Raw genomic sequence first — 20,915 nt, forward strand, 5'->3', positions numbered from 1 at the left:
TTTTCTGGTTTTGTGTTCTCCTGATGCATATTCATTCTATTAAGATCTGCCTACTGTTGGGCTGATAAAAATTAATTCTTCTTCGTTCTTTGGTTTCAAAAAGTCAAAATCACAACCTTCATTTGCCTGCAATACTTCTCTGATGTACAATGCCGGGTATCCTCTTTTATGTATACGACCGGCCGGTTTCCATTGCTGTTGTCTGGTTTGGAGTTCCTGATCGCTGACCTCGAGTTTTATTTGCCTTGTAGCAATATCAATAGAAATGGTATCTCCATCTTGTACCAGGGCTAATGGACTTCCTAATGCAGCTTCGGGAGCAACGTGTAAAATCACCGTACCAAAGCTGGTTCCACTCATGCGCGCGTCACTTATTCTCACCATGTCCTTAACGCCTTTAAGCTGCAGCTTTTTTGGAATTGGAATCATTCCCCATTCAGGCATTCCAGGTACACCTTTAGGCCCGGCATTTCTTAAAACCAGAACACTTGTGGCATCGACAGATAGATCCGGTTCATCAATTCTGCCCAGCATATCCTCGTAAGAATTAAATACAACTGCCCGGCCACTGTGATGAAGGAGTTCGGGCGAAGCAGAAGCAACCTTGATTACAGCGCCATCTGGTGCCAGGTTGCCAGTCAGGATGGCGATAGGAGGAAGATAGCTAATGGCATCCGATAGCGGTTTTATGATCTTCTGGTCAAGGGATTTGCTGGTGAGGGTCAGTTCGCCCAGCGTTTTTCCAGTATAGGTTTGCACGGATGGGTCAATAAGATGTTCCAGGTTTTTTAATACTGCGGGAATGCCGCCCGCTTCATCGAACTCATCGATAAGATGGGTTCCAACGGGCTGTACATTAACAATACAGGGAACAGCCTCTGCAGTTTTATTAAAGATATCTGGATATAATGATATATTTAATCTTCCCGCCAGTGCAGTAAGGTGAATCATCGCATTTGTTGATCCTCCTAAAGCCATAAGCAGTGCTGTGGCATTTTTAAAGGCATTTAAGGTAAGGATGTCAGAAGGCTTAAGGTCCTCCCGGACCATTTCAACAATACGCTTTCCGGCTTCTTTAGATAAGCGGGATCTTTCCGGGCTATCAACAGGGAGCGTGCTTAAGCCCAGGGGCATCATTCCCAATCCTTCCAGCAGTCCATTCATTGTTGCGGCGGTTCCCATTGTATTACAGGATCCTGCACCGCAACTCAAACTCCTGCCAATGTTTTCCCATTCTTCCTGGTCAATGGTACCGGCTCTTAGTTCGTCCCAGTATTTCCAGAGATCGGTGCCGCTGCCCAGGCGCTTACCCTTATGTATACCCACTTTCTTAGGCCCTGCATTAAGTTGTATGCTTGGGAGATTGGCACTAATTGCCCCCATAAGCAGGCCGGGGACTGTTTTATCGCAATTACCAAGTAAAACCACTCCATCTAAAGGATAAGCACGCAAATTTTCTTCCACATCCATAGACAATAAATTCCTGTACAACATTGCGCTAGGCTTCATTAGTTCCTCTCCCAGGGTAATGACTGGAAATTCCAATGGAATACCGCCGGCTTCATAGATGCCTTGCTTTACCTGAGCCGCTACCTCTCTCAGACTGATGTTGCAATTGTTGAGTTCGGCCCAGGTGTTGGCAATGCCAATGATGGGTTGTCCGTGGTAAAGGTCCATGTCGATCCCACTGGAACGCAGCGCGCCTCTGTGCAACAGGCCTGTCTCATTGGTCCCATAAAACCATTGATGGCTACGTAACGGAGTTTTCATGTGAGGTATAGGTAAGGTTATTTAGGTGGTCAGCATGGATTTTATCAATAGATTTTCTTTTGTATTCCCAAACGGTTATCACTATAGTGCTGATTAATACGAGCAGACCTCCAGCTAAAGACATCAGGTTCAGCTTCTCATGGAGAAACAAAACAGCAATAGGAAGGCCGAAAAAAGTGATCAGAAAGTTTGATAAAGCAACTTGTATAGCCTCCAGGTTTTTTAATGCTTTAAAAAACAGGATCATCGATAAGAAATTATGAAAAATGGTCAACAGGGCAAGGCCAATCCATGTTCGTAAAGTGAAAACAGGAATGGTTTTCCATATATGGCCTTCATAATGCCACACCAATGGAAATAGCAAGATGACCATGAATATATAGGTGTAGAAAAGCATTTCAATTTCAGTGTAATCGGCAGCTATTTTTTTACATAAGGTATTGTAAAGGCCGCTGCCCAGTACACCGGTGAAAATAAGCAGATTACCAATGGTGTACCGGAGGTTCAGGTTCAGGCCTGTCATGTCTTTCATGGAGCAGAGAATTACCCCGGTAATGGCTATGGCAAAACTAACCCAGCGGAGTGGGTTCATCTTTTCTTTTAACAACCATACGGCAAATAGGGTAGAAACAACAGGTAGAGTAAGATTTATAATGGACGTTGTACTCGCGGTAGACCGCTGTGTGCCGAAGGTCATGAGCACCTGTGCGGGAAACTGCCCTGCAATAGCGAGCAATATAAAAATCTTCAAGTCACTGAACCTTCTGTTCTTATTTGCTTTTACATCCTTGTATACAAAAGGCAGCATAAAAACAGAAGACAATAACATTGGGATAAAAACGGTGCTAAAAGCACCCACCTGATCCTGGACCAATTTAATAGAGGTAAATTGAAGGGACCACATGAGGTTACATGCGAAAAGAGCGCTCCAGGAAATAAGTGATCGTTTCATACGCGGTTCTAATGTAAACATTTTTGCAGTTTTTTGTAAACAATATTGTTTGTGCCTGTTGCACAACCCGGAATATTTGATGTAAAGGGAGTACTGACGTGGATCTGGTCTGTTGTTAATGGAATATTAATTCTAAGTTATATTTGTGGTTTACAGATAGAAAACCTTATAATTCCTTGTATATTAGGTATACAAAAAAAAGCCCTGACATCCATCATGGCTTTTTATTATCAACTAAACCTAAACTTATAAATATTAACCAGATATTTATAATGCAAAGCTAAGGGCTTATTGTTAAGTTCTTGTTACCCCGTCGTTATCTTCTTTTTAAACTTGACAGATGTTTGTTCTGCAGTTGCATGGTTTGCGGGTACGGTATCGATTCAGGAACGGAGATGAAAAGGGCCTAAAAAATAAAAGGAAGTGTCTTTTCAGATGCTTCCCTTTAATCTTCATAGTATAGATGTATCTCTTTTATAGCAGTAATGATGCCAAAATCACAAATTTGGCTTGTAAAATCTGAAATAATAGATCAAAAAGGAGATGCTGAGGCACATAAGACTAAGGAATTCAGGTTTTAAGAGGAGAATGAGGTAAAAAAGAGATACAAACAGGCAAAAGATGAAGAGTAGATATTTAAAGACATTCATTCCTGTTAACAGGACAATGCTTCTGAAGAGAAATGAAATGCTTAAACCAAAAATGCAACTCATTAAGCTCAGTAAAAATGGGAATTTAGAAAAGAGCCAGAGTGTTTCAGGTAAAGTGATGAGGAAATAGACCGGGGCAAAAGAAAAAAATAATTTTATCCGGCTTAGGGGAAGATTTCGAAGTAAGCGTAAGCGACTTTCCTGGAAATGTTGTTCCTGGTAAATTAAAAAACTGTGTATGGTCGTTACGCCCAGTATAATCAAAGGAGCAATCTGCTGGTCAGCGGCATCAGGAAACAGACGGAATAAAGCGGTCATGGCCAGAAGAGAAAGTACTTTTATAAGGATATAAAGGAGTTTTCCCTGATCAAAAATGCGATAGATAAACAGCGTTGAAAAATGCTTTGTGTGTTTTCTGCTCAATCTAAGGAGTATAGAAGATGTACCAGACCTTTCGGCACGGTTAACCAGGAAGAGATACAACCTGGCGCTCATGAGTGCCAGCAAAAAGATGTAAAGGAGTGTGAGTAGTGGTATGAGCCAGGAGTGGTAGATGATGCCCAGAACGGAGGCAAAGAGCCAATATCCAATTAAAGGAAGAGAGATGGCGAGTTGCGTCATCAGCCAGGCCTTATATTGTTTGGCCCGGCTATAGGAGGTCATACTGTAAAATAGAAAACGATTTTCATTCTGCTTTAACTGTCTGGCTACAAACTGCCAGCTTTTAATGGTGTACAGAAGCCATAAAGTAAATACCATCAGCATCACCAAAGGAGAGGTGATGAAAGTCATCATGAGCATCAGGTGATAAAAAACAGATTCTTCCTGGCGATAAACGCCGGCGGTTTTAATAAAAAAACAATAACTGATGATACTGACAAAAAAGAAGAGCAAGAGGCCGGAGTTTTCTTTGTAAAACTTCCAGGCGAAACTTTTGAGCAGGATGTTTAACAGCGGCATCAATTAAATTTAAGAGATTTAGTTTCTATTAAAATTTCTCTTGTGACAGGGATTCCGGAATTTTCCAGAGGTTGATGTGAAGCCAGAATAAAATTAGTCCCGTAATGTTGATAATGTGCTGTGATCCATTTGTATAATATTTCCAGGGATGCGGTATCTACGGTAATCAGCGGTTCATCTAATAAGATCAATTTGGGTTTGCCCAGAAATGCAAGTGCAAGTGATAGCTTTTTAAGCATACCACTGGAATAGGTACCTATAGGTTGATCTATATAAGCCAGCATGTCCATACTTTCTAAGTAATGGTTTTGCTGACCAGGTTCGGCATCTTTCGCCTCGGCAAACATGGTAACCAACTCATTTCCGGTTAGAAATTCAGGAAAAACAGGCTCTGCTTCTGCAAAATTTACCAGCCTTCTGTACGTTCTTGGGTTCTTTTTCAGGTTAATCTGTTTATTCAGTAGAATGTCTCCGTCAAAGTGAATCAGACCTGCTAAAGATTTCAGTAAAGTGCTCTTTCCTGTGCCATTTCCTCCTTTTAACCAGTAGATCCCGGGATCCACATTGAAATCTGGGATGTTTAAAACTGTATTGTCCTGATATTTTTTTTGAAAGTTGATAAATGTCAGCATAGATTTTAGAGGTGAAGCAGGAAGATTTGTTACAATGTTCCGCCTTCACCTCTCAAGAATCAGGAGAATTTATGGTCTGCAACCGTTTTTGAAACCTTGTTTTGAGGTCTTAAATATTGGTTCAGTTTCTCAAAAATAGATTCATAGGCAACCAGATCCGGAAATCCGAGCCCCATCCTGATCCCATAAACCGGTTGCTGTTTGTTTAAGTTCCAGTTTACCTCACTGTGGTAGATATTCAGCTCCTTTAAATAAGGTATGATCTCACTGATGATAGAAGGCTTATTTAACCTTAATACGGCAGCGAGTGCGGGATATTGAGTTTCTATTGTAGCAAGCTCTGACAGGTGTTTTGTGCAAAGTACTTTTAATATACGGAATTTCTCCATATAGTAAAGGTTGAGTTTCTCTCTGCTGATGATATAATTATATACAGGAAGATTTTGAACAGTGATGATGAGTTGTTCATCCAGATTAAGTTCGTGGTCTGGAATGATGCTGTTTTCAGTTAAAACTGGGTTGTTGTAATTGGGGAGTTCTGTCCCGATGATCAGCGTATTCATGATGCTGTGTTTTTAAAGGGTGATTTAATTTCCATTGTATAAATGTTAATTAAAACTACCACTTCTTATACTCCTGGAGAATGGGGAGTGGGTAGAAAGGCAAAAGGTATAGACGAATGACAGAGATGGGTGGCTGGTCTAAATCTCCTGCCCGGCTTTGGGTTGGTATTTCCATCTTCTGTGACTCCAAAGCCAGTAAGCTGGTTCCTCCCGAATGATATTTTCGAGCATTCTGGTATGTAATTCTGTGATTTCAAATTCTGCGGTTTCGGCAGGTTTTAAACAAAGCGGAATACAATCAACCGTATAATAGCCTCTTTTGATATAATTGATTCTGAAATAGAATATGGGCTGGTTTGTTTTTCTGGCAATTTTCTCAATGCCCAGCTGAACGGATGTTTGCTGATGCATGAAGGTTGTCCAGTAGTGGGATTCATCTTTCGACGGGGCCTGATCATTTCCAAAACTAAACATGCTTGGTGAATTTTTGCTCTGCTGCAAAGCCCGCAAGGTTTGGCGCATGGCAATTAATTTGTTTCCAAATCTGCTGCGTACTTTTTTAAACCAATTGTCATAAACCAGATTGCTCAAGGGTTTATAAATAGGGTAATGGTCGGCGGAAAAATTTAAACCGATGCCAAGCGTACCCCATTCCCAGTTGCCGTAATGGGCCGAGCAGATCAGGATACTTTGTCCGTTATTTAAGTAAGCTTCCACTTGCTCCTTATTTTTAAAAACAAAGCGTTTCTCAATTTCTTTTTTCGAGATATTGTTCATTTTGACAATCTCGAAAATCAGGTCTGACAGATATTGGTAAAAACGTTTCTCTATCGCGTTAATTTCTGCTGCTGTCTTATCCGGAAGCGCTTTAATCAGATTTTCTCTAACGACCTTTCTTCTGTAACCAAAGATGGAATACAACAGAACGTAAACAACATCAGACAAAATATATAAGACCGATAAAGGAAGAAGAGAGAAAAGACTGAGGAAAAATACACCTACATGGGAAAAACACTTTTTTATCATCATAAGCATGAGTTGTGTTGCAAAATTAGCAACCGACCCAAAGAAATATGCCATTAAAATGTAGATTTTTATTTTCAGGAGTGGAAAGCGCAAGCCTGTTGATGACCAGAGCTAATGTGGAATAAGGAATATTTATTAAGTACAAACTTTATGGTTATCTACTGGTTTAATAAGTATGAAAACGAATAAAGTTTACTTGTCACTTGCATTGGGAGCGGGCGCACTGGCACTTTTATCAGCTTCCTGCAGGGTATCTATTCCAAGAGGTGCTGAAGCAGTTAAACCTTTTGATAAAGCAAAATATCTGGGGAAATGGTACGAAATTGCCCGTCTGGATTTTAAATATGAAAAAAACCTGAACCATGTAACGGCAATTTATACGGAGGATGAAGAAGGGCTGATTAAAGTAGATAACAGGGGTTTTGATGTGGTAAAAGGGAGATGGAAAAATAGTGTTGGAACGGCCAGACCTGTGAAAGATCCTGAAGAGGGTAGGTTGAAGGTGTCTTTTTTTGGTCCGTTTTATGCCGGCTATAATGTTATTGCAATTGATCCGGATTACCGTTATGCACTTGTAGTGGGAAATAATTTAAAATATATGTGGATTCTTTCCAGAGAGAAAACCATACCAGAAACGGTTAGACTAGCGTATTTGAACAAAGCTAAAGCTTTAGGTTATGATATCGACGCCCTGGTCTGGACGAAACAGGATTAGCGTAACTATATGCAGGTTATGACCCGGATGTATTGTTGAATATCATGTTAATTGTTTTTTTGTTGGAATTAACACTATATTTAATTTCAGCTAACATTAACCAAATATTTTTGAGCAGAAATGCTAAACTACATCCGGGATATAAAAGAAGGAGATCATGTGTCTTTTGAAATAGCTTTTAAGTTATGGCATAAGAAGGTATTTGCCTTTTTTTTAAAAAAAACAGCTTCTGAAGATCAGGCACAGGAGCTTACCCAACTGGCTTTTATAAAGCTATGGAACTTTAGACATACGCTGTCTGAAGAACACGAATTTGATCTGCAGCTATTCAGGATTGCGAAAACGACGCTGCTCGATTATTTTAAAAAAATGGCCTGTGAGGAGCGTAACCTTAAACGGTATTATGATGAGGCTGAAGAAGAAAAGGCAGCGCATAGTGATGTTTTTGAGGCTCGTCAGGAATTAGAACTTGCTTTAAGTGTACTTCCTCCAACCAGAAAAAAGGTTTTTCTCTTAAGCCGTTTACACGGCTATTCGTATAAAGAGATTTCTGAACAGCTTTCTATTTCGCCAAGGACGGTAGAAAAGCACATTTCTTTAGCCATTAAACAGTTAAGTGGTTATTCCTATGTTCCTGCCATTATTTTCCTCGCAGAATATCTTCGTTAATTTTTTTTGCCCATTACGGGTTTATCCCTAAACCAATCGTATTAGTAGTATGAGCATGTCAAAAGAGCTTCTGGATAAATATTTTAAAGGGCAGTGCAGCCCTGAAGAGAAGCTTGTGGTCAATAAATTTTTAAAACAAGCAAATGATCTTCCTGAATATTTATTAGACAAAAATGAATGGGATGAGGTTACTGCATCAAACATTTCTTCTGAAAAAACCGAAGAGATGTTTGATGCAGTAAAAAAACAGATACAACCACATGCGTATAAATTAGGTTGGATGAAAAAGATTTCTGCTGCGGCAGTTATTCTTGCTCTGCTAAGTATTGGCTTATGGAAAGTAAATCAAAATTCTACAGATTTCTCACCGGTCAATATTCAGGTTCAACCCCTTCAGAAAACGGCTTCAGTTTATTGGAAATCAATTGTGAATTATACGGATTACAGCCAGGAAATTAAGCTGCCAGACCATTCGATCGTAAAAATATATCCGGGAGGCGAGTTGAGGTATACCTTACCTTTTGGAAAAGACAAACGTGAACTTTATTTGAAAGGAAAAAGCTTTTTCCAGGTAACCAAAGATAAGGTACATCCATTTGTTGTTTATGCTAATGGAATATCTACCACTGCTTTGGGAACATCTTTTACGATAACCGCATTGGAAAAGGGTAAGTTTATTAAGGTTCAGTTGCATACCGGAAAAGTGTGGGTGAAAAATATAGATTCTGCTCATCAGATAATGCATTTTAGCAAGATACTCCTGCCAGGTAATGAATTGGTCTATAACCTTAGGCTGAACAAAGTAAAAGTGAGTGAGAGCAGAATTGAAATTAGACAGGATGATAAAATTAAGGAGCTGAATTTTACCCAGGCTTCTTTGGTTGATGTTTTTGCCAGATTAGAAGAGCATTATAGAGTTAAGATTAAATACCGCGCTGATGATTTGAAAGAGATGTCATTTACAGGAAGTTTGAAATTAACAACATCCATAGACACTATACTCGAAGAAATAGCTGAATTAAATAAACTAAAACAAACAAAAACAAACGACGGCTACCTGATTAGTAAGTAAATCCAGAACCATATGATTATAATTTATTCTGCTCCAATAGCGGACAGGGAATATTTTGTCAAAAAAACAACCAAATCACCACATATTATGCATAGAAAATTTACTACACATTTGTTTTTTTGCCTGCTGCTCATGGCAGTATCGGCGAAAACCTGGGCTCAGCAAACTTCTGAGATAACCGGGATTGTTAAGGATGAAACAGGACAGCCCCTGCTTGGAGCGTCTGTCTTTTTAACGAACACAAAAACCAGTGAGAAAAAAGGAGTTATTGTCAATAAGGACGGTAAGTTTTTAATTAATGGCCTTTCTGCAGGGGTGCCTTACAACATTAGTGCTTCTTATATTGGATATACAACGAAAACAATTGAAAACTATGTGCTCAAAGCGGGGGAACAAGCAACACTGCTTATCCAGCTGAATCCTTCTTCAGCCTCTTTGTCTGATGTGGTTATTGTTGGGTATGGCAGCCAGAAAAAGAAGGATGTAACGACTGCAATTGCAAGCTTGAAATCTTCAGATCTGGAGAACCAGCCGATTAACAATGTTGCAGAAGCAATGGTGGGTAAAATGGCCGGGGTACAGGTTTCACAAGGTGCAGGGACACCTGGTGGCGCATTGTCTGTTAAAGTTAGGGGAGTAGGTACCATTACAGCCGGTTCAAATCCTTTATATGTAATTGATGGGGTACCTATTTCTAATGATAACATCAACAATTTAAATACAAATGATATTGCCTCTGTTGAGGTACTGAAGGATGCTTCGTCTGCGGCTATTTATGGTTCCAGAGGTTCAAATGGGGTGGTGTTGATTACCACCAAGCAAGGGAAGAACGGCGTGTCGACTATCAATGTAAACAGTTATACAGGATGGCAGTCTATCTCTCATAAGATCAAAATGATGGATGCTTATCAGTACGCACAAATGGTGCTAGAATCCAGAAATAATACCTATGCCGATGCTATGGAAGCTATAAACCGTAAAAATATAGCTTTAGGACTTCCGGTTGTCCCTTATAATTTAAGCGATAACAACAGCACCCGTTTGCTGAAAGCCGGAGCTGGGAATACCAGTGCCGTAATGCCTTTGGAAGTACTTCCTTATTTGCAGGGACAGCAAGGATTAACCAATACAGACTGGCAGGACCAGATTTTTAGAGTAGCTCCAATTCAAAGCCATTCTATTTCTGCTGCAGGTGGGAGTGAGCTGTTAAAGTATTACGCGTCAATGGAGTATTTTGATCAGGATGGGATTATCCTGAACAGTGGATTTAAACGCTACAGCGGAAGATTAAATTTAGAAGGAAAAAAAGGGGCGTTCAGATATGGTGTGAACCTTTCACCATCGGTGATCAATGAAAAAAGAGTGAATGCAAATGGCGCCTATTCCGCAGGCGGAATTGTAGCTTCAGCCTTACATTATTCGCCTATCTTCCCGGTATACAACAGCGATGGGAGCTATAACTTTGGACAAAACTCCTGGAGTACAGGTACCAATACGGTTGTTCCAGGTGTAGATAAGCCAATAGGGGGGAATGGTGAAACACAAGCATGGAATCCAGTTGCACTTGCTAGGCTTCAAAAAGATGATGTCGGATCAAACAGGTTAACTGGTAGCGCCTTTGTTGAAGCCGCTATATTTAAAGATCTGAAATATAAAATCCAGCTGGGAATAGATCTTTTTAACAGTTCGGAAGATACCTTCAGTCCTTCAACTATTCCAAAATCAAATAGTGCGGTAAATGAGCCTTCAGATGCTTCCGGTTCTTCCAGAACAATAAAGGAAACCAATTGGTTATTGGAACAGACTTTAAACTACAACAAGATGATAGGTGACCATAGCATCAGCGCTTTGCTGGGCTGGTCTGCTCAGAAGGATGATCTGAGTGGAAATTATGCTTTGGCAACAAAAGGCTTTATCAGCGATCAGATCAGTTATTTAAATGCAGGTTTAGTGACCAGTGGAACAGCAACAAGGCAACAATGGTCTCTGGCCTCCGGTATTGCCAGATTACAATACAGTTATAAGGGTAAATACTTGTTTACGGGTTCATTAAGGGCGGATGGCTCTTCGAAATTTGGTTCAAACAACAAATGGGGGTATTTCCCTTCTGCATCCATTGGATGGAGGATGTCTGAGGAGAGCTTCCTTAAGAATGTAGAATCTATTTCTGACCTTAAGTTAAGGGCCAGCTATGGACTTACCGGTAATTTTAATATCCCTGCTTACGGAGCACAGGGTGCAATGACCAACTATGGATATGTTCTGGGAGGAGCGACACCGGGTGTTGTGAACGGCGCAGCGCCTTATGCGACTCCAAATGATGATCTGAGATGGGAAAAAACAGCGCAGTTGAATATAGGTTTCGATGCTTCGTTTTTCAAAAATCAGCTCACTTTGTCTGTTGATGTCTACAATAGTAACACCAAAGATCTATTGCTGGATGTACCGGTTCCTTTAACCACGGGCTTTGCAACGGAACTGAAAAATATCGGAAAAGTGAACAACAAGGGGATAGATATAAATTTAGGTACACAGCAGCAATTTGGTGGCGTAAAGTGGACTGCAAGTGCCAATTTTTCCAAAAACATCAACAAAGTAGTGGAGTTGGGGCCTGGAAATGCAGATATCATCAAAACCGGATCTGTGGCCAATGCTTACTTTTTAACCCGGGTTGGAGAACCGATCGGATCCTATTATTTACCGGTCGTTTTAGGTGTGTTTAAAAACCAGGCAGAAGTAGATGCCTATCCTCATTATAAAGATACACAAGGAAACTACGATTTAAATACGTCTAAACCAGGTGATTTTAAATTTAAAGATGTAGATGGCGACGGCGTGATCGATTTAACAAAAGACAGGGAAATTGTGGGTAATTATTTGCCAAAGTTTACTTATGGTTTTGCAACATCGGCCGAATATAAGGGGATAGATTTAAGTGTTGCCCTGCAAGGCGTTTATGGAAATAAGATTTTGAACCTGTCGAGAAGGTATTTTGCAAATAAAGAGGGGAATATGAACAATATGATCAGTTCTTTAGATCGGTGGGTATCTGAAAGTAATCCTGGAAGCGGACAAGATGTGCGGGCAAACCGGGTTGCCAAGGGAAGTAATGGTACTACCTCTACCTGGCATATTGAAGATGGATCTTATTTGAGAATCCGCAATATTGCACTAGGTTATACTTTTCCTTCCGATCTGGTCAAGAAAATGTATTTATCTAAGCTGAGGTTATATGTCTCCGCACAAAATCCTTTTACATTTACCAAATACACCGGTTATAATCCCGAGGTAACCAACAGGTCTAATGCCACAACAAATGGTGAAGACTATGGTGTTTATCCGACTTCCAAAACCATATCAATAGGTGTTAACATTACTTTATAAACTAAGAACCATGAAAAAATATATTATACTCTCACTGACCTGTGGTTTAATGATAATGGCCACATCTTGTAAGAAATTCCTTGACTTAAAACCCCTTGATTCTTATACTGAAAATACATTCTATGTTGACGAAAAAGGTTTACAGGGTGGTTTAATCAGTTGTTATGATGCTTTGCAGACGGATAGTCTTTATGGGAATAATCTGCTCACCCTTGGTGAGATACGCGGAGACAATGTGACCGACAATGACCCCGGTTCTGGTGCTGGTGTTCGTAATCAGATAGAAGTTTTTTCAGAAACCCCGGCCAACAATATTCTCGCGGCTTCCTGGCAGGGGCATTACAAAGCGGTTTACCGAAGTAATCTTATCTTAGACCGTGCACCTGGTATTAACATGAACGAGGGCGCTAAAAATCAGATCATTGGACAGGCTAAATTTATCAGGGCCCTTAGTTATTTTAATCTGACCCGTTTATGGGGGGATGTTCCCCTGGTTCTGAAGGTGCAGAAAACAGAAGAGGCCAGAGCAAACAGCAGGACAAGTTCTGCTCAGATTTATCAGCAGATCATTGCTGATTTGACTGATGCTGCTGTAAAATTACCAGTTTCCTGGCCTGATGCACAAAGAGGAAGGGCAACAAGCTATGCGGCTTCTGCTTTGCTGGCTAAGGTCTATCTGTATCAGAAGAAATATGATCTGGTCAGTTCTACATTACAGCCCGTAGTTGCTGCAATCTATGCAGGTACTGTGTTGTCAACCGTGCCACAACCAGCTACATTTCCGAACAGTTTGAAAACGAGTAAGGATATTATTTTTGCTGTGCAATATCTTGCTGGCGGAGTTAAAGAGGCTGTTAACCAGGATAACCGTTATAGAAATAACAGCAATACCAATACGATTACTTTGCCGCAGAGTTTATTTGAAGCGAGTGATAACCGTAAGGCATTGGTTGCTCCAACAAATATTGGAAACCGTCCTGGAAAATTCAATAATCCAGTATCCAACAATACGGAGACCAGCAGTGATTTTCCGGTGATCCGCTGTGCGGATGTATTGCTGATGTATGCAGAGGCCTTAAATGAGCTTGCTTATGGTAATGCTGATGCTTTTACTGCACTGAATGCAGTGAGAACAAATGCAGGCATTCCGATAAAAACTCCAGCAATGCTTTCACTTCAAAGCGATTTCAGGAAAGAGGTATATTTACAACGCAGGCTGGAACTGGCTCTGGAAGCTGATAGATGGTTTGATATGGTGAGAACCAATCAAATGGCAGCAGTTTTTCCAGGTATACCTGCGTTTAGAAGCTTGTATCCTGTTCCTCAACCGGAGATTGACAACATTAACAATAAAGCCGGCTGGCAAAATACCGGGTATTAAACGCCACAAATAAATTTGGAGGCCCGGAATGTGTAAATTCCGGGCGCTCTTTAATTTTAAATATATTTGAATGATAAATCAAAATCTATGAGAATTTTGCCTTTCCTGATCTGTTGTGGGTTTTTGTCTTTGCATGCTCTGGCTCAAAAGGCGGGGCCCGATAAAGCATACGTTTTACAAAGTACCTATAACCCGGTTCAATATAAAAATTACTATTTGTTTACGTTATGGCAGAAAGACCAGGCTGTAAAGAAAATGATCCAGGATGATCAGGCTCTGCATGCTGTCTTAAAAGATAAACAGGTAAAGATCAATAATGCCCTGAAAACTTGTACAGGGGATATATCCTGTTTTACCTCAGCAGTTAAATTTAGTGATGATGAAATCCGCATTGTGGGAGAACGTTTAAATAGTCTGTTCAAAACAGGCAATGCTTTAGATCTTCTTGTTAAGCATGAACTGATCCCCTCCGGATGCTATAACAGCTATGTAGATCTTGACTCCAAAGACCTGTTGATTAAAGCATGGGAACAGGATGCTAAAGCTGTTAACTATGCAATTGATGTGTATGTTGAAGGCCGGAAGCCCAATTATCCGGCAATAGATTCTATAGGTTTCAATGTGAAAGATAAAAGCTATCCGGAACTTGTTAAAACCAATGCTTTGTTAAGTTTGGGTACAGAAAACACCTTGTTTTTTGAACCAGCAATGCAGTTTGCTTTGGTTGCCCTGGAAATTAACGAAAGAAACGACGCTGCGGATTATGAACCGATGGTCAGCACGGTCAATAAAGAAGCGTTGTTTTCTATTCAAAAAACAAATTTTACTCATTATAAATACAGTTTGATCCTGGTGCCCGGCGAAGGCCCTGAGGAACGCGACACCGAATTGAGTGCCGGTGGAATGTTGCGGTGCCGTCTGGCAGCAGAACAATATCGGAAAGGTGTTGCGCCTTTCATTATGGTCTCCGGAGGAAGGGTTCATCCATATAAGACCAAGTATAGCGAGGCTTATGAGATGAAAAAGTTTCTAAGAAATACCTTGCAAATACCGGAGGAAGCCATCTTAATGGAGCCGCATGCAAGGCATACCACTACAAATATGCGTAATGCTTCCCGGATCATGTTCCGGTATGGTATTCCGATGGATAAACCAGCTCTGGTGGTGACGGTAAAATCTCAAAGTATGTACATCAGTGGGGTTATGCCTCAGCGTTGTGTGCAGGAACTTGGATATGTACCTTACCGTATAGGAAATCGTTTATCTGATCAGGAACTGGAATTTTATCCGAATACGATGTCACTGCAGATTGATTTTGATGAGCCATTAGATCCATAGCTTCTTTAAAAAAATCATCATTGGGCCGTCAGATATGCTCAATGATGATTTTTAAAATTTCTCCCGCGTTGCTGTAAACCATAAAATGTCCACCTCCTTCAATCAGAAGGTCAGGCTTTGTGTATTTAGCAGGCAATACATTGTCGTTTGTACCGTGAATACGGGTGAGGTGCGCAGGTATTTCTTTGTTTCTCCAGTTTAGGATGCAGGTTAAAGCCCATTTCATAAAATAAGGGTCGCTGTCTGCAACCAATTGTTTTAATAAAGAAAGTTCTTCGGTTGTTTTACCGCCAATGAACCTTAAACCTATAGAATTACTTTGTTTCATCAGGCGAACCGGAACCATCTTTTCAAGATGAAGGAAACCCGCAGTTCTGTAATACCAGGGCAAGTGGGTATAAACAGGGATGCTGGAAATAAGAAAAGTATGTACAGGTTTAAGTTTCTTAGCGATTTCTGTGGCCAGCATACCACCAAAGGAAAGACCAATCAGATAAAATGGAACAGAAGGATCGATCCCTTCAGACAGTCTTGCTGCATAGCGCTCCAGTGACTCTTTAGGTTGAGGTTCAATCCAGTCAAGATAGATCAATTCAACATCTGCTGGAAAAATCAACCTTCTGAAAGCCCTCCGGTCCGCTCCTAAGCCACTAATGAGGTATATTCTTCGCATTTCTTATTCCTTGTATACTATGTAATACGGCTACTTCGAGGATCATATTCATAAATGTATAAATAACGATCCATAAAAAAGGATTGAAAAAGAAAGAATCCGCTAAGTGAAATTCGCAAATAATCTACAGCTTATTCGTGCAGAACCAGAATGGCCTTAATCGATTTATTCATCACCTGGTTTACGGTGCTTCTGTTAAAGATGCGGTACAACATATTATGGTGATGTTTAACCACACAAAGTATGTCTGTTTTATTGTTGACAACAAAATCCATGATGCCATCAGTTGTACTGCTGTGACTAATGTAATTAAACTGCAGTGCGACAAGTTTGAAATAGTCTTTAAGCAACCTTTCTCCTGTAATAGCCGGGGAAATGTCTAATTTATCCATCACGTTTAATACATGAAGTACATCAGTTTCGAATGCCTGTATCACTTCTTTTAAGATGTTTACATCTGTTGCTGATAGTTCTGTGGAGAAATCTGTAGCGAGTGTAATAACCGGTTTTTTAGAAGGTTTGCTTTCCAGTGGAACGATCAATGTTGGTAATTTAAGTTTGGAAACGATCATGTTTGCTGTACTGCCTACAATACCAGAAATACCTGTTGATCCAGTAATTCCCATGATCAGCAGTTCGGCAGGATGATCTGCAATATGGTTGGCAATAACTGCATTTAAAAACCCAACTGCACATAGGGTAGTTACTTTCACCTGAGTGTACTCCTTCTGATCACTGAGGTTTTTTGCCCAGTGCGCCAGCGCCTGCCTTTTTGAATTATAGTAGTTTTCTATGTAGATCGCATTATATATCGAATTGTCAATGCCTTCGGTGGGGTGTATGGCATGTATGGCACATATCTCAAAATGGAGGATGCTGGCCAGTTCCAGAGCGTATTCCATGGCATTGCTGGCACAATTTGAGAAGTCAGTAGCAACAAGTATCTGTTTCATGGGGAGGGATTAAGAGGATTAAAGGAATAAGCGAAAGAGAGCGAACAAAGCTAATGCCAATGCAATGCATACAGGAAGGGTAAGTACCCAGGCCATAGCAATATTTTTTAATGTTCCATTGTTCAGATTACTTGCCCCACCCTGGGCAACCATAGCACCGGCAATTCCACTAGACAGGACATGTGTCGTACTTACCGGCAGGCCAAGTCCGGTACTTAAGCCAATTGTTGCAGCCCCAACAATCTCTGCGGTTGCACCTTGGGCATAATTCAAATGCTCGTTGCCAATTTTTTCACCAATGGTTACCACAATCCTCTTCCAGCCAATCATGGTACCCAGGCCCAGCGAAATGGAAATTGCTGCAATTACCCATATTGGTGAAAAGTCTGTCACCTTATTTAAGGCCTTATAGGAATCTGTGAGGCTTGAGAGGTCTTCTTCGGAGATTTGAATGGCGGGATTCTTACTCAGCTCTTTCAGTTCTCGGGTTACTTTTTCAATATCCTTTCTGAATTTAAAAATCTCCGCGGTACTTCCTTTAGCGTTCCCGCCAATTTCCTGTTTGGTTTGTTCAATCAATTTCTTTGCAGACAGGATAGGGGCAGCGTTTGTTGTATTGGTTGTTAGCAGATGTTGCAAAGGTTGCTCTGCAGTATTAAGTGTATTCAGTATCTGCTGGTTGGTGATGGAATGATCTATAGCGAATTTTGCGGGGAGAAAGGTAATCAGGATCAGCATCAATAAACCTACACCTTTTTGTCCGTCATTACTTCCATGAAAGAAGCTCACCAGGGTGCAGGTTGTGATCAGTAATAACCTGACAAATACCGGTGGTTTATCATCATCGCCCTGGGGGATATGAAAAAGCTTTTTCGCTTTAAGTATATTCTTTATAAAATACATCAGGAGTACAGAAGCACCAAATCCAAATATCGGGGAGAGAATAAGAGACAGACCTATTTCTTCAGCTTTATTCCAATTCACACTGCCACCGTAGTAATAGGTAAAACCAATACTGCCGCCGATCAGCGCACCAATCAGGGTATGAGAACTGGAACAGGGGATACCAAGATACCATGTTCCTAAATTCCAGAGTATGGACGAAATCAATACCGCCAATACCAGGCAGGCACCTACCTGTACAGGGAGATTCATCAATTCATCCAGGGGGACTAGTTTTAAGATTCCCATGGCTACAGCTACTCCTCCCGCAAAAACACCAAGGAAATTCCAGATTCCAGACCAGGGCACGGCAATCTGAGGTTTTAAAGCCTTGGTGTAAATAACGGTTGCCACGGCGTTTGCAGTGTCATGAAAGCCGTTTACAAATTCAAAAGCCAGTACTGTGGCAAGACAAATAAAAAAGACGATTAAAACCGGATGGCTTAAATCAATTTCTCCAAGTAGTGGAAGCGTAAGGAGACTAAGCGTAGATAACATGTGTTCTTTGAATAGTTCGTTTGCCAAACATCTGGTTTTTAGACGGGTTACGATGCTACTTAAAGTTAAATTATTGTTATGCTATTGTTGTCTGACCGGGCTGTATAAACGAGTAAAAAAATGGCCTGATATTTAGAGTTCAAATTTCATTAAAATATCCAGTTGCTCATCATCGCCAAATCTGAAGATGTGTGTAGCGAAATCTTTAAACCGATTCTTTTTGTAGAAGGCAATAGCCTTAATATTCTTTTCCCACACCCCAAGCCAAAGGTTATCCACATGATTTTTTCTGGCAATTTCAATGGCGTTATTGAGCAAAAACTGACCCGCTTTTTGACCCTGGAATTCTTGAAGTATGTAGATGCGTTCCACTTCCATTGTGTTCTGATCCTGTAAATCCGTTTGCGCAGTCCTGAAATTCACTTTTATATACCCAATATGCTTGTTTTCAGTGTTTAATGCGCTATAAAAAACTGAATCAGGATTTGATAACTCTTCTTTTAATTTCTTAATACTAAAATTTGTATCTAAATATTGCTGCATATTTTCTGCAGAATTGTAAGGGGCGTAGGTCTCGAAAAAGGTTTTTTGGGCAAGTTTTTGAAGTGTTGAAACAGCAGAAATATCCAGATGTACAAGGGTGAAATTCATGCCCAAATTTAGGTCAAACCGCGGTAATTAACAAAACCTGTGGATAAGCGAGAGTTATCCACATTTTACCGGAAAAACGCCTTTTAAAGGATTGCTTTTTAGTGGCTTAATGATTAGGATAAGTTTATGTTTTTTTGTTGGTAATATTCTTGATCTTCGCAATCCCAAAAAAGAAGGAAGCTTTTTTTAGGGGCGAATAAAGAATAAATAACAACAACAAATTAATTAGAATGTCTATGCAGAATACTTGTACCGCAGTGTGGAATAACTCACTTCAAACAATTAAAGCCAGCATCCCAAGCCAAAGTTATAAGACCTGGTTTGAGCCCATCTCTGCTTTAAAATTAGAAGGAAACGTTTTAACTGTACAAGTACCAAGTTTATTCTTTTACGAGTGGTTGGAAGAGCATTATGTAGGTCTTTTACGCAAAACGGTAAAGCAGGAACTTGGAGAGGAAGGACGTTTGGAATACAATATCGTTGTAGACGATAAGACATCCAAAAACAATTCTGTATCTACAAAAGCACAGACAGTACCTGCTTCAACACCGGCAACAACCTCCTCAACAGGTAAAGATCTGAGAAACCCTTTTGTTGTACAGGGTGTAAAAAGATTAAATGTTAATCCGCAACTTAATCCTAATTATACTTTAGAGAATTACATCGAGGGAGACTGTAATCGTCTGGCGCGCTCTGCGGCTTTCGCTGTTGCAGCAAAACCAGGAGGGACATCCTTCAATCCTCTTATGATTTACGGTTCGGTAGGACTGGGCAAAACACACCTGGCGCAGGCTATCGGAAATGAAATCAAAAGTGTATACCCTGAAAAGCTGGTTATTTTTGTTTCCTGTGAAAAGTTCTGCCAGCAGTTTGTCGAATCGTTGAAAAACAATACCATCAATGATTTCGTGAATTTCTATCAGGCCATGGATGTGATCATTATGGATGATATCCACAACTTTGCAGGAAAAGAAAAGACACAGGACATCTTCTTTCATGTTTTTAACCACTTGCACCAGTCTGGTAAACAAATTATCATTACCTCTGATAAAGCACCAAAAGATTTATCCGGATTGGAAGAGCGTTTGCTGAGCAGATTCAAATGGGGGCTTTCTGCCGATCTGCAAATCCCTGATCTGGAAACCAGAATGGCTATTCTAAGAAAAAAGACAGCTCAGGATGGTGTTAATGTACCTTCGGAAGTTGTTGAATATGTTGCTCATAATATCGACAACAATGTTCGTGAACTGGAGGGCGCCATGGTTTCCCTGCTCGCTCAGGCAACCTTGACTAAAAAGGAAATTGATCTGCCTTTGGCTAAATCGTTATTGAGAAATTTCATCAAAAATACCAGTAAAGAAATTTCTCTGGAATATATTCAGAAGGTGGTTTGTGAGTATTTCGAAGTACCTTTTGATCTGGTGAAATCGCCAACACGGAAACGTGAAGTGGTACAAGCCAGACAGATTTCTATGTACCTCTCTAAGAGCCTGACTAAATCTTCTTTAAAGAGCATCGGTGCTTTTTACGGAGGTCGTGACCATTCTACCGTAATCTATGCCTGCCAGACTGTTGAAGATCTGATTGACAGCGATAAAAAATTCAAAGGATATGTAACAGATATCCAGAAAAAACTAAGCATGAGCTAATTCAAACGACAATAAAAATCATGACTATAAATGCTATTACGATAACCACCACTCTGGTGGTTATCCTTTTTGTTCCTTATCTGATCAGTATCATTAGAAAAGTTCAAAATCATCAGATTCCTTTATTAAAAGCACTCCATCCTTTTTATACTAAAGAAATGAATGAGGCTGCTCTTTTGAAAGAGCGTTTATCTCCAATTGTTCGCGAAATGGAAACCCAGACCATGGCTAAGTTTGTAAAGTACTGGACTTTAAAATTTGAAACCACAGGACTCTCGGAGCAGGATGTTCTGGAACTCAACGCAAAGATAGAGGCTGGAGAACAAAATCAGGTTGATGGCATATTAGCATTGCATCCTGAGGGCAGAAAACAGTTTGAGCAAATCAATGCACAGTTAATGGAAAACGCTACACAGGAAACTGAAGTGATGGCCTAG

Annotated in this window: 18 protein-coding genes; 8 read left to right on the top strand and 10 right to left on the bottom strand. The window is 40.3% G+C overall.

Annotated elements, in window-relative coordinates; translation table 11 throughout:
* Positions 1-39 precede the first annotated feature (39 nt).
* From R2S08_RS01920 to R2S08_RS01945, 6 genes are all read right to left on the bottom strand, one after another.
* On the bottom strand, positions 40-1,770 hold the full coding sequence (locus tag R2S08_RS01920) for a dihydroxy-acid dehydratase (RefSeq protein ID WP_316833617.1): 1,731 nt from the start codon (positions 1,768-1,770) through the stop codon (positions 40-42).
* Positions 1,751-2,743 (bottom strand): DMT family transporter, encoded by a 993-nt coding sequence (locus tag R2S08_RS01925; RefSeq protein ID WP_316833618.1) that lies wholly within the window; start codon positions 2,741-2,743, stop codon positions 1,751-1,753. Before R2S08_RS01925 ends, R2S08_RS01920 begins: the two co-directional genes overlap by 20 nt.
* 476 nt (positions 2,744-3,219) lie before the next feature.
* Complete coding sequence (locus tag R2S08_RS01930) at positions 3,220-4,332, bottom strand: hypothetical protein (RefSeq protein WP_316833619.1); 1,113 nt, start codon at positions 4,330-4,332, stop codon at positions 3,220-3,222.
* Positions 4,332-4,964: an ABC transporter ATP-binding protein gene (locus tag R2S08_RS01935; protein WP_316833620.1), complete on the bottom strand. Its 633-nt coding sequence runs from the start codon at positions 4,962-4,964 to the stop codon at positions 4,332-4,334. Before R2S08_RS01935 ends, R2S08_RS01930 begins: the two co-directional genes overlap by 1 nt.
* 59 nt (positions 4,965-5,023) lie before the next feature.
* Positions 5,024-5,527: a hypothetical protein gene (locus R2S08_RS01940; protein ID WP_316833621.1), complete on the bottom strand. Its 504-nt coding sequence runs from the start codon at positions 5,525-5,527 to the stop codon at positions 5,024-5,026.
* Between the two features lie 138 nt (positions 5,528-5,665).
* Positions 5,666-6,556 (bottom strand): lysophospholipid acyltransferase family protein, encoded by an 891-nt coding sequence (locus R2S08_RS01945; RefSeq protein WP_316833622.1) that lies wholly within the window; start codon positions 6,554-6,556, stop codon positions 5,666-5,668.
* A 172-nt stretch (positions 6,557-6,728) separates the two neighbouring features.
* Between R2S08_RS01945 and R2S08_RS01950 the strand changes: the two genes are divergently transcribed.
* From R2S08_RS01950 to R2S08_RS01975, 6 genes are all read left to right on the top strand, one after another.
* A complete protein-coding gene (locus R2S08_RS01950; RefSeq protein WP_316833623.1) occupies positions 6,729-7,268 on the top strand; it encodes a lipocalin family protein in 540 nt (179 codons plus the stop codon).
* Between the two features lie 120 nt (positions 7,269-7,388).
* Positions 7,389-7,937 (top strand): RNA polymerase sigma factor, encoded by a 549-nt coding sequence (locus R2S08_RS01955; RefSeq protein ID WP_316833624.1) that lies wholly within the window; start codon positions 7,389-7,391, stop codon positions 7,935-7,937.
* Positions 7,938-7,992: 55 nt separating this feature from the next.
* Complete coding sequence (locus R2S08_RS01960; RefSeq protein WP_316833625.1) at positions 7,993-9,009, top strand: FecR family protein; 1,017 nt, start codon at positions 7,993-7,995, stop codon at positions 9,007-9,009.
* A gap of 87 nt (positions 9,010-9,096) precedes the next feature.
* The gene (locus R2S08_RS01965) at positions 9,097-12,393 is read left to right on the top strand and encodes a TonB-dependent receptor (protein ID WP_316833626.1); all 3,297 of its coding nucleotides are present in this window, start codon (positions 9,097-9,099) and stop codon (positions 12,391-12,393) included.
* Positions 12,394-12,403: 10 nt separating this feature from the next.
* Positions 12,404-13,774 (top strand): RagB/SusD family nutrient uptake outer membrane protein, encoded by a 1,371-nt coding sequence (locus R2S08_RS01970; RefSeq protein ID WP_316833627.1) that lies wholly within the window; start codon positions 12,404-12,406, stop codon positions 13,772-13,774.
* Positions 13,775-13,861: 87 nt separating this feature from the next.
* A complete protein-coding gene (locus R2S08_RS01975) occupies positions 13,862-15,112 on the top strand; it encodes a YdcF family protein (RefSeq protein ID WP_316833628.1) in 1,251 nt (416 codons plus the stop codon).
* Positions 15,113-15,140: 28 nt separating this feature from the next.
* Here the strand turns inward: R2S08_RS01975 and R2S08_RS01980 are convergent, their stop codons facing one another.
* From R2S08_RS01980 to R2S08_RS01995, 4 genes are all read right to left on the bottom strand, one after another.
* Positions 15,141-15,785 (bottom strand): alpha/beta fold hydrolase, encoded by a 645-nt coding sequence (locus R2S08_RS01980; protein WP_316833629.1) that lies wholly within the window; start codon positions 15,783-15,785, stop codon positions 15,141-15,143.
* A 131-nt stretch (positions 15,786-15,916) separates the two neighbouring features.
* On the bottom strand, positions 15,917-16,738 hold the full coding sequence (locus R2S08_RS01985) for a universal stress protein (protein ID WP_316833630.1): 822 nt from the start codon (positions 16,736-16,738) through the stop codon (positions 15,917-15,919).
* An 18-nt stretch (positions 16,739-16,756) separates the two neighbouring features.
* Positions 16,757-18,205 (bottom strand): inorganic phosphate transporter, encoded by a 1,449-nt coding sequence (locus R2S08_RS01990; RefSeq protein ID WP_316833631.1) that lies wholly within the window; start codon positions 18,203-18,205, stop codon positions 16,757-16,759.
* A gap of 105 nt (positions 18,206-18,310) precedes the next feature.
* Entirely contained in the window at positions 18,311-18,829 is a 519-nt protein-coding gene (locus R2S08_RS01995; RefSeq protein WP_316833632.1) for a GNAT family N-acetyltransferase, read from the bottom strand.
* 236 nt (positions 18,830-19,065) lie between these two features.
* Here R2S08_RS01995 and dnaA point away from each other — a divergent pair, with 236 nt between their 5' ends.
* Together dnaA and R2S08_RS02005 are read left to right on the top strand one after the other, a co-directional pair.
* Positions 19,066-20,478, top strand: a complete 1,413-nt coding sequence (dnaA, locus tag R2S08_RS02000) for a chromosomal replication initiator protein DnaA (protein WP_108555147.1) — start codon at positions 19,066-19,068, stop codon at positions 20,476-20,478.
* 20 nt (positions 20,479-20,498) lie between these two features.
* Positions 20,499-20,915, top strand: coding sequence for a hypothetical protein (locus tag R2S08_RS02005; protein ID WP_316833633.1), 417 nt, complete (start codon positions 20,499-20,501; stop codon positions 20,913-20,915).

This window comes from Pedobacter nutrimenti (assembly GCF_032678445.1).
Taxonomy (GTDB): domain Bacteria; phylum Bacteroidota; class Bacteroidia; order Sphingobacteriales; family Sphingobacteriaceae; genus Pedobacter; species Pedobacter nutrimenti_A.

Excerpts from the sequence above, each read along its gene's own strand:
- R2S08_RS01940 (WP_316833621.1), bottom strand. The coding sequence starts at position 5,527 with ATGAATACGCTGATCATCGGGACAGAACTCCCCAATTACAACAACCCA.
- R2S08_RS01960 (WP_316833625.1), top strand. The coding sequence starts at position 7,993 with ATGTCAAAAGAGCTTCTGGATAAATATTTTAAAGGGCAGTGCAGCCCT.
- R2S08_RS01950 (WP_316833623.1), top strand. The coding sequence starts at position 6,729 with ATGAAAACGAATAAAGTTTACTTGTCACTTGCATTGGGAGCGGGCGCA.
- R2S08_RS01935 (WP_316833620.1), bottom strand. The coding sequence starts at position 4,964 with ATGCTGACATTTATCAACTTTCAAAAAAAATATCAGGACAATACAGTT.
- R2S08_RS01975 (WP_316833628.1), top strand. The coding sequence starts at position 13,862 with ATGAGAATTTTGCCTTTCCTGATCTGTTGTGGGTTTTTGTCTTTGCAT.
- R2S08_RS01995 (WP_316833632.1), bottom strand. The coding sequence starts at position 18,829 with ATGAATTTCACCCTTGTACATCTGGATATTTCTGCTGTTTCAACACTT.
- R2S08_RS01965 (WP_316833626.1), top strand. The coding sequence starts at position 9,097 with ATGCATAGAAAATTTACTACACATTTGTTTTTTTGCCTGCTGCTCATG.
- R2S08_RS01970 (WP_316833627.1), top strand. The coding sequence starts at position 12,404 with ATGAAAAAATATATTATACTCTCACTGACCTGTGGTTTAATGATAATG.
- R2S08_RS01980 (WP_316833629.1), bottom strand. The coding sequence starts at position 15,785 with ATGCGAAGAATATACCTCATTAGTGGCTTAGGAGCGGACCGGAGGGCT.
- R2S08_RS01920 (WP_316833617.1), bottom strand. The coding sequence starts at position 1,770 with ATGAAAACTCCGTTACGTAGCCATCAATGGTTTTATGGGACCAATGAG.
- R2S08_RS01985 (WP_316833630.1), bottom strand. The coding sequence starts at position 16,738 with ATGAAACAGATACTTGTTGCTACTGACTTCTCAAATTGTGCCAGCAAT.
- dnaA (WP_108555147.1), top strand. The coding sequence starts at position 19,066 with ATGCAGAATACTTGTACCGCAGTGTGGAATAACTCACTTCAAACAATT.
- R2S08_RS01955 (WP_316833624.1), top strand. The coding sequence starts at position 7,389 with ATGCTAAACTACATCCGGGATATAAAAGAAGGAGATCATGTGTCTTTT.
- R2S08_RS02005 (WP_316833633.1), top strand. The coding sequence starts at position 20,499 with ATGACTATAAATGCTATTACGATAACCACCACTCTGGTGGTTATCCTT.
- R2S08_RS01930 (WP_316833619.1), bottom strand. The coding sequence starts at position 4,332 with ATGCCGCTGTTAAACATCCTGCTCAAAAGTTTCGCCTGGAAGTTTTAC.
- R2S08_RS01945 (WP_316833622.1), bottom strand. The coding sequence starts at position 6,556 with ATGATGATAAAAAAGTGTTTTTCCCATGTAGGTGTATTTTTCCTCAGT.
- R2S08_RS01925 (WP_316833618.1), bottom strand. The coding sequence starts at position 2,743 with ATGTTTACATTAGAACCGCGTATGAAACGATCACTTATTTCCTGGAGC.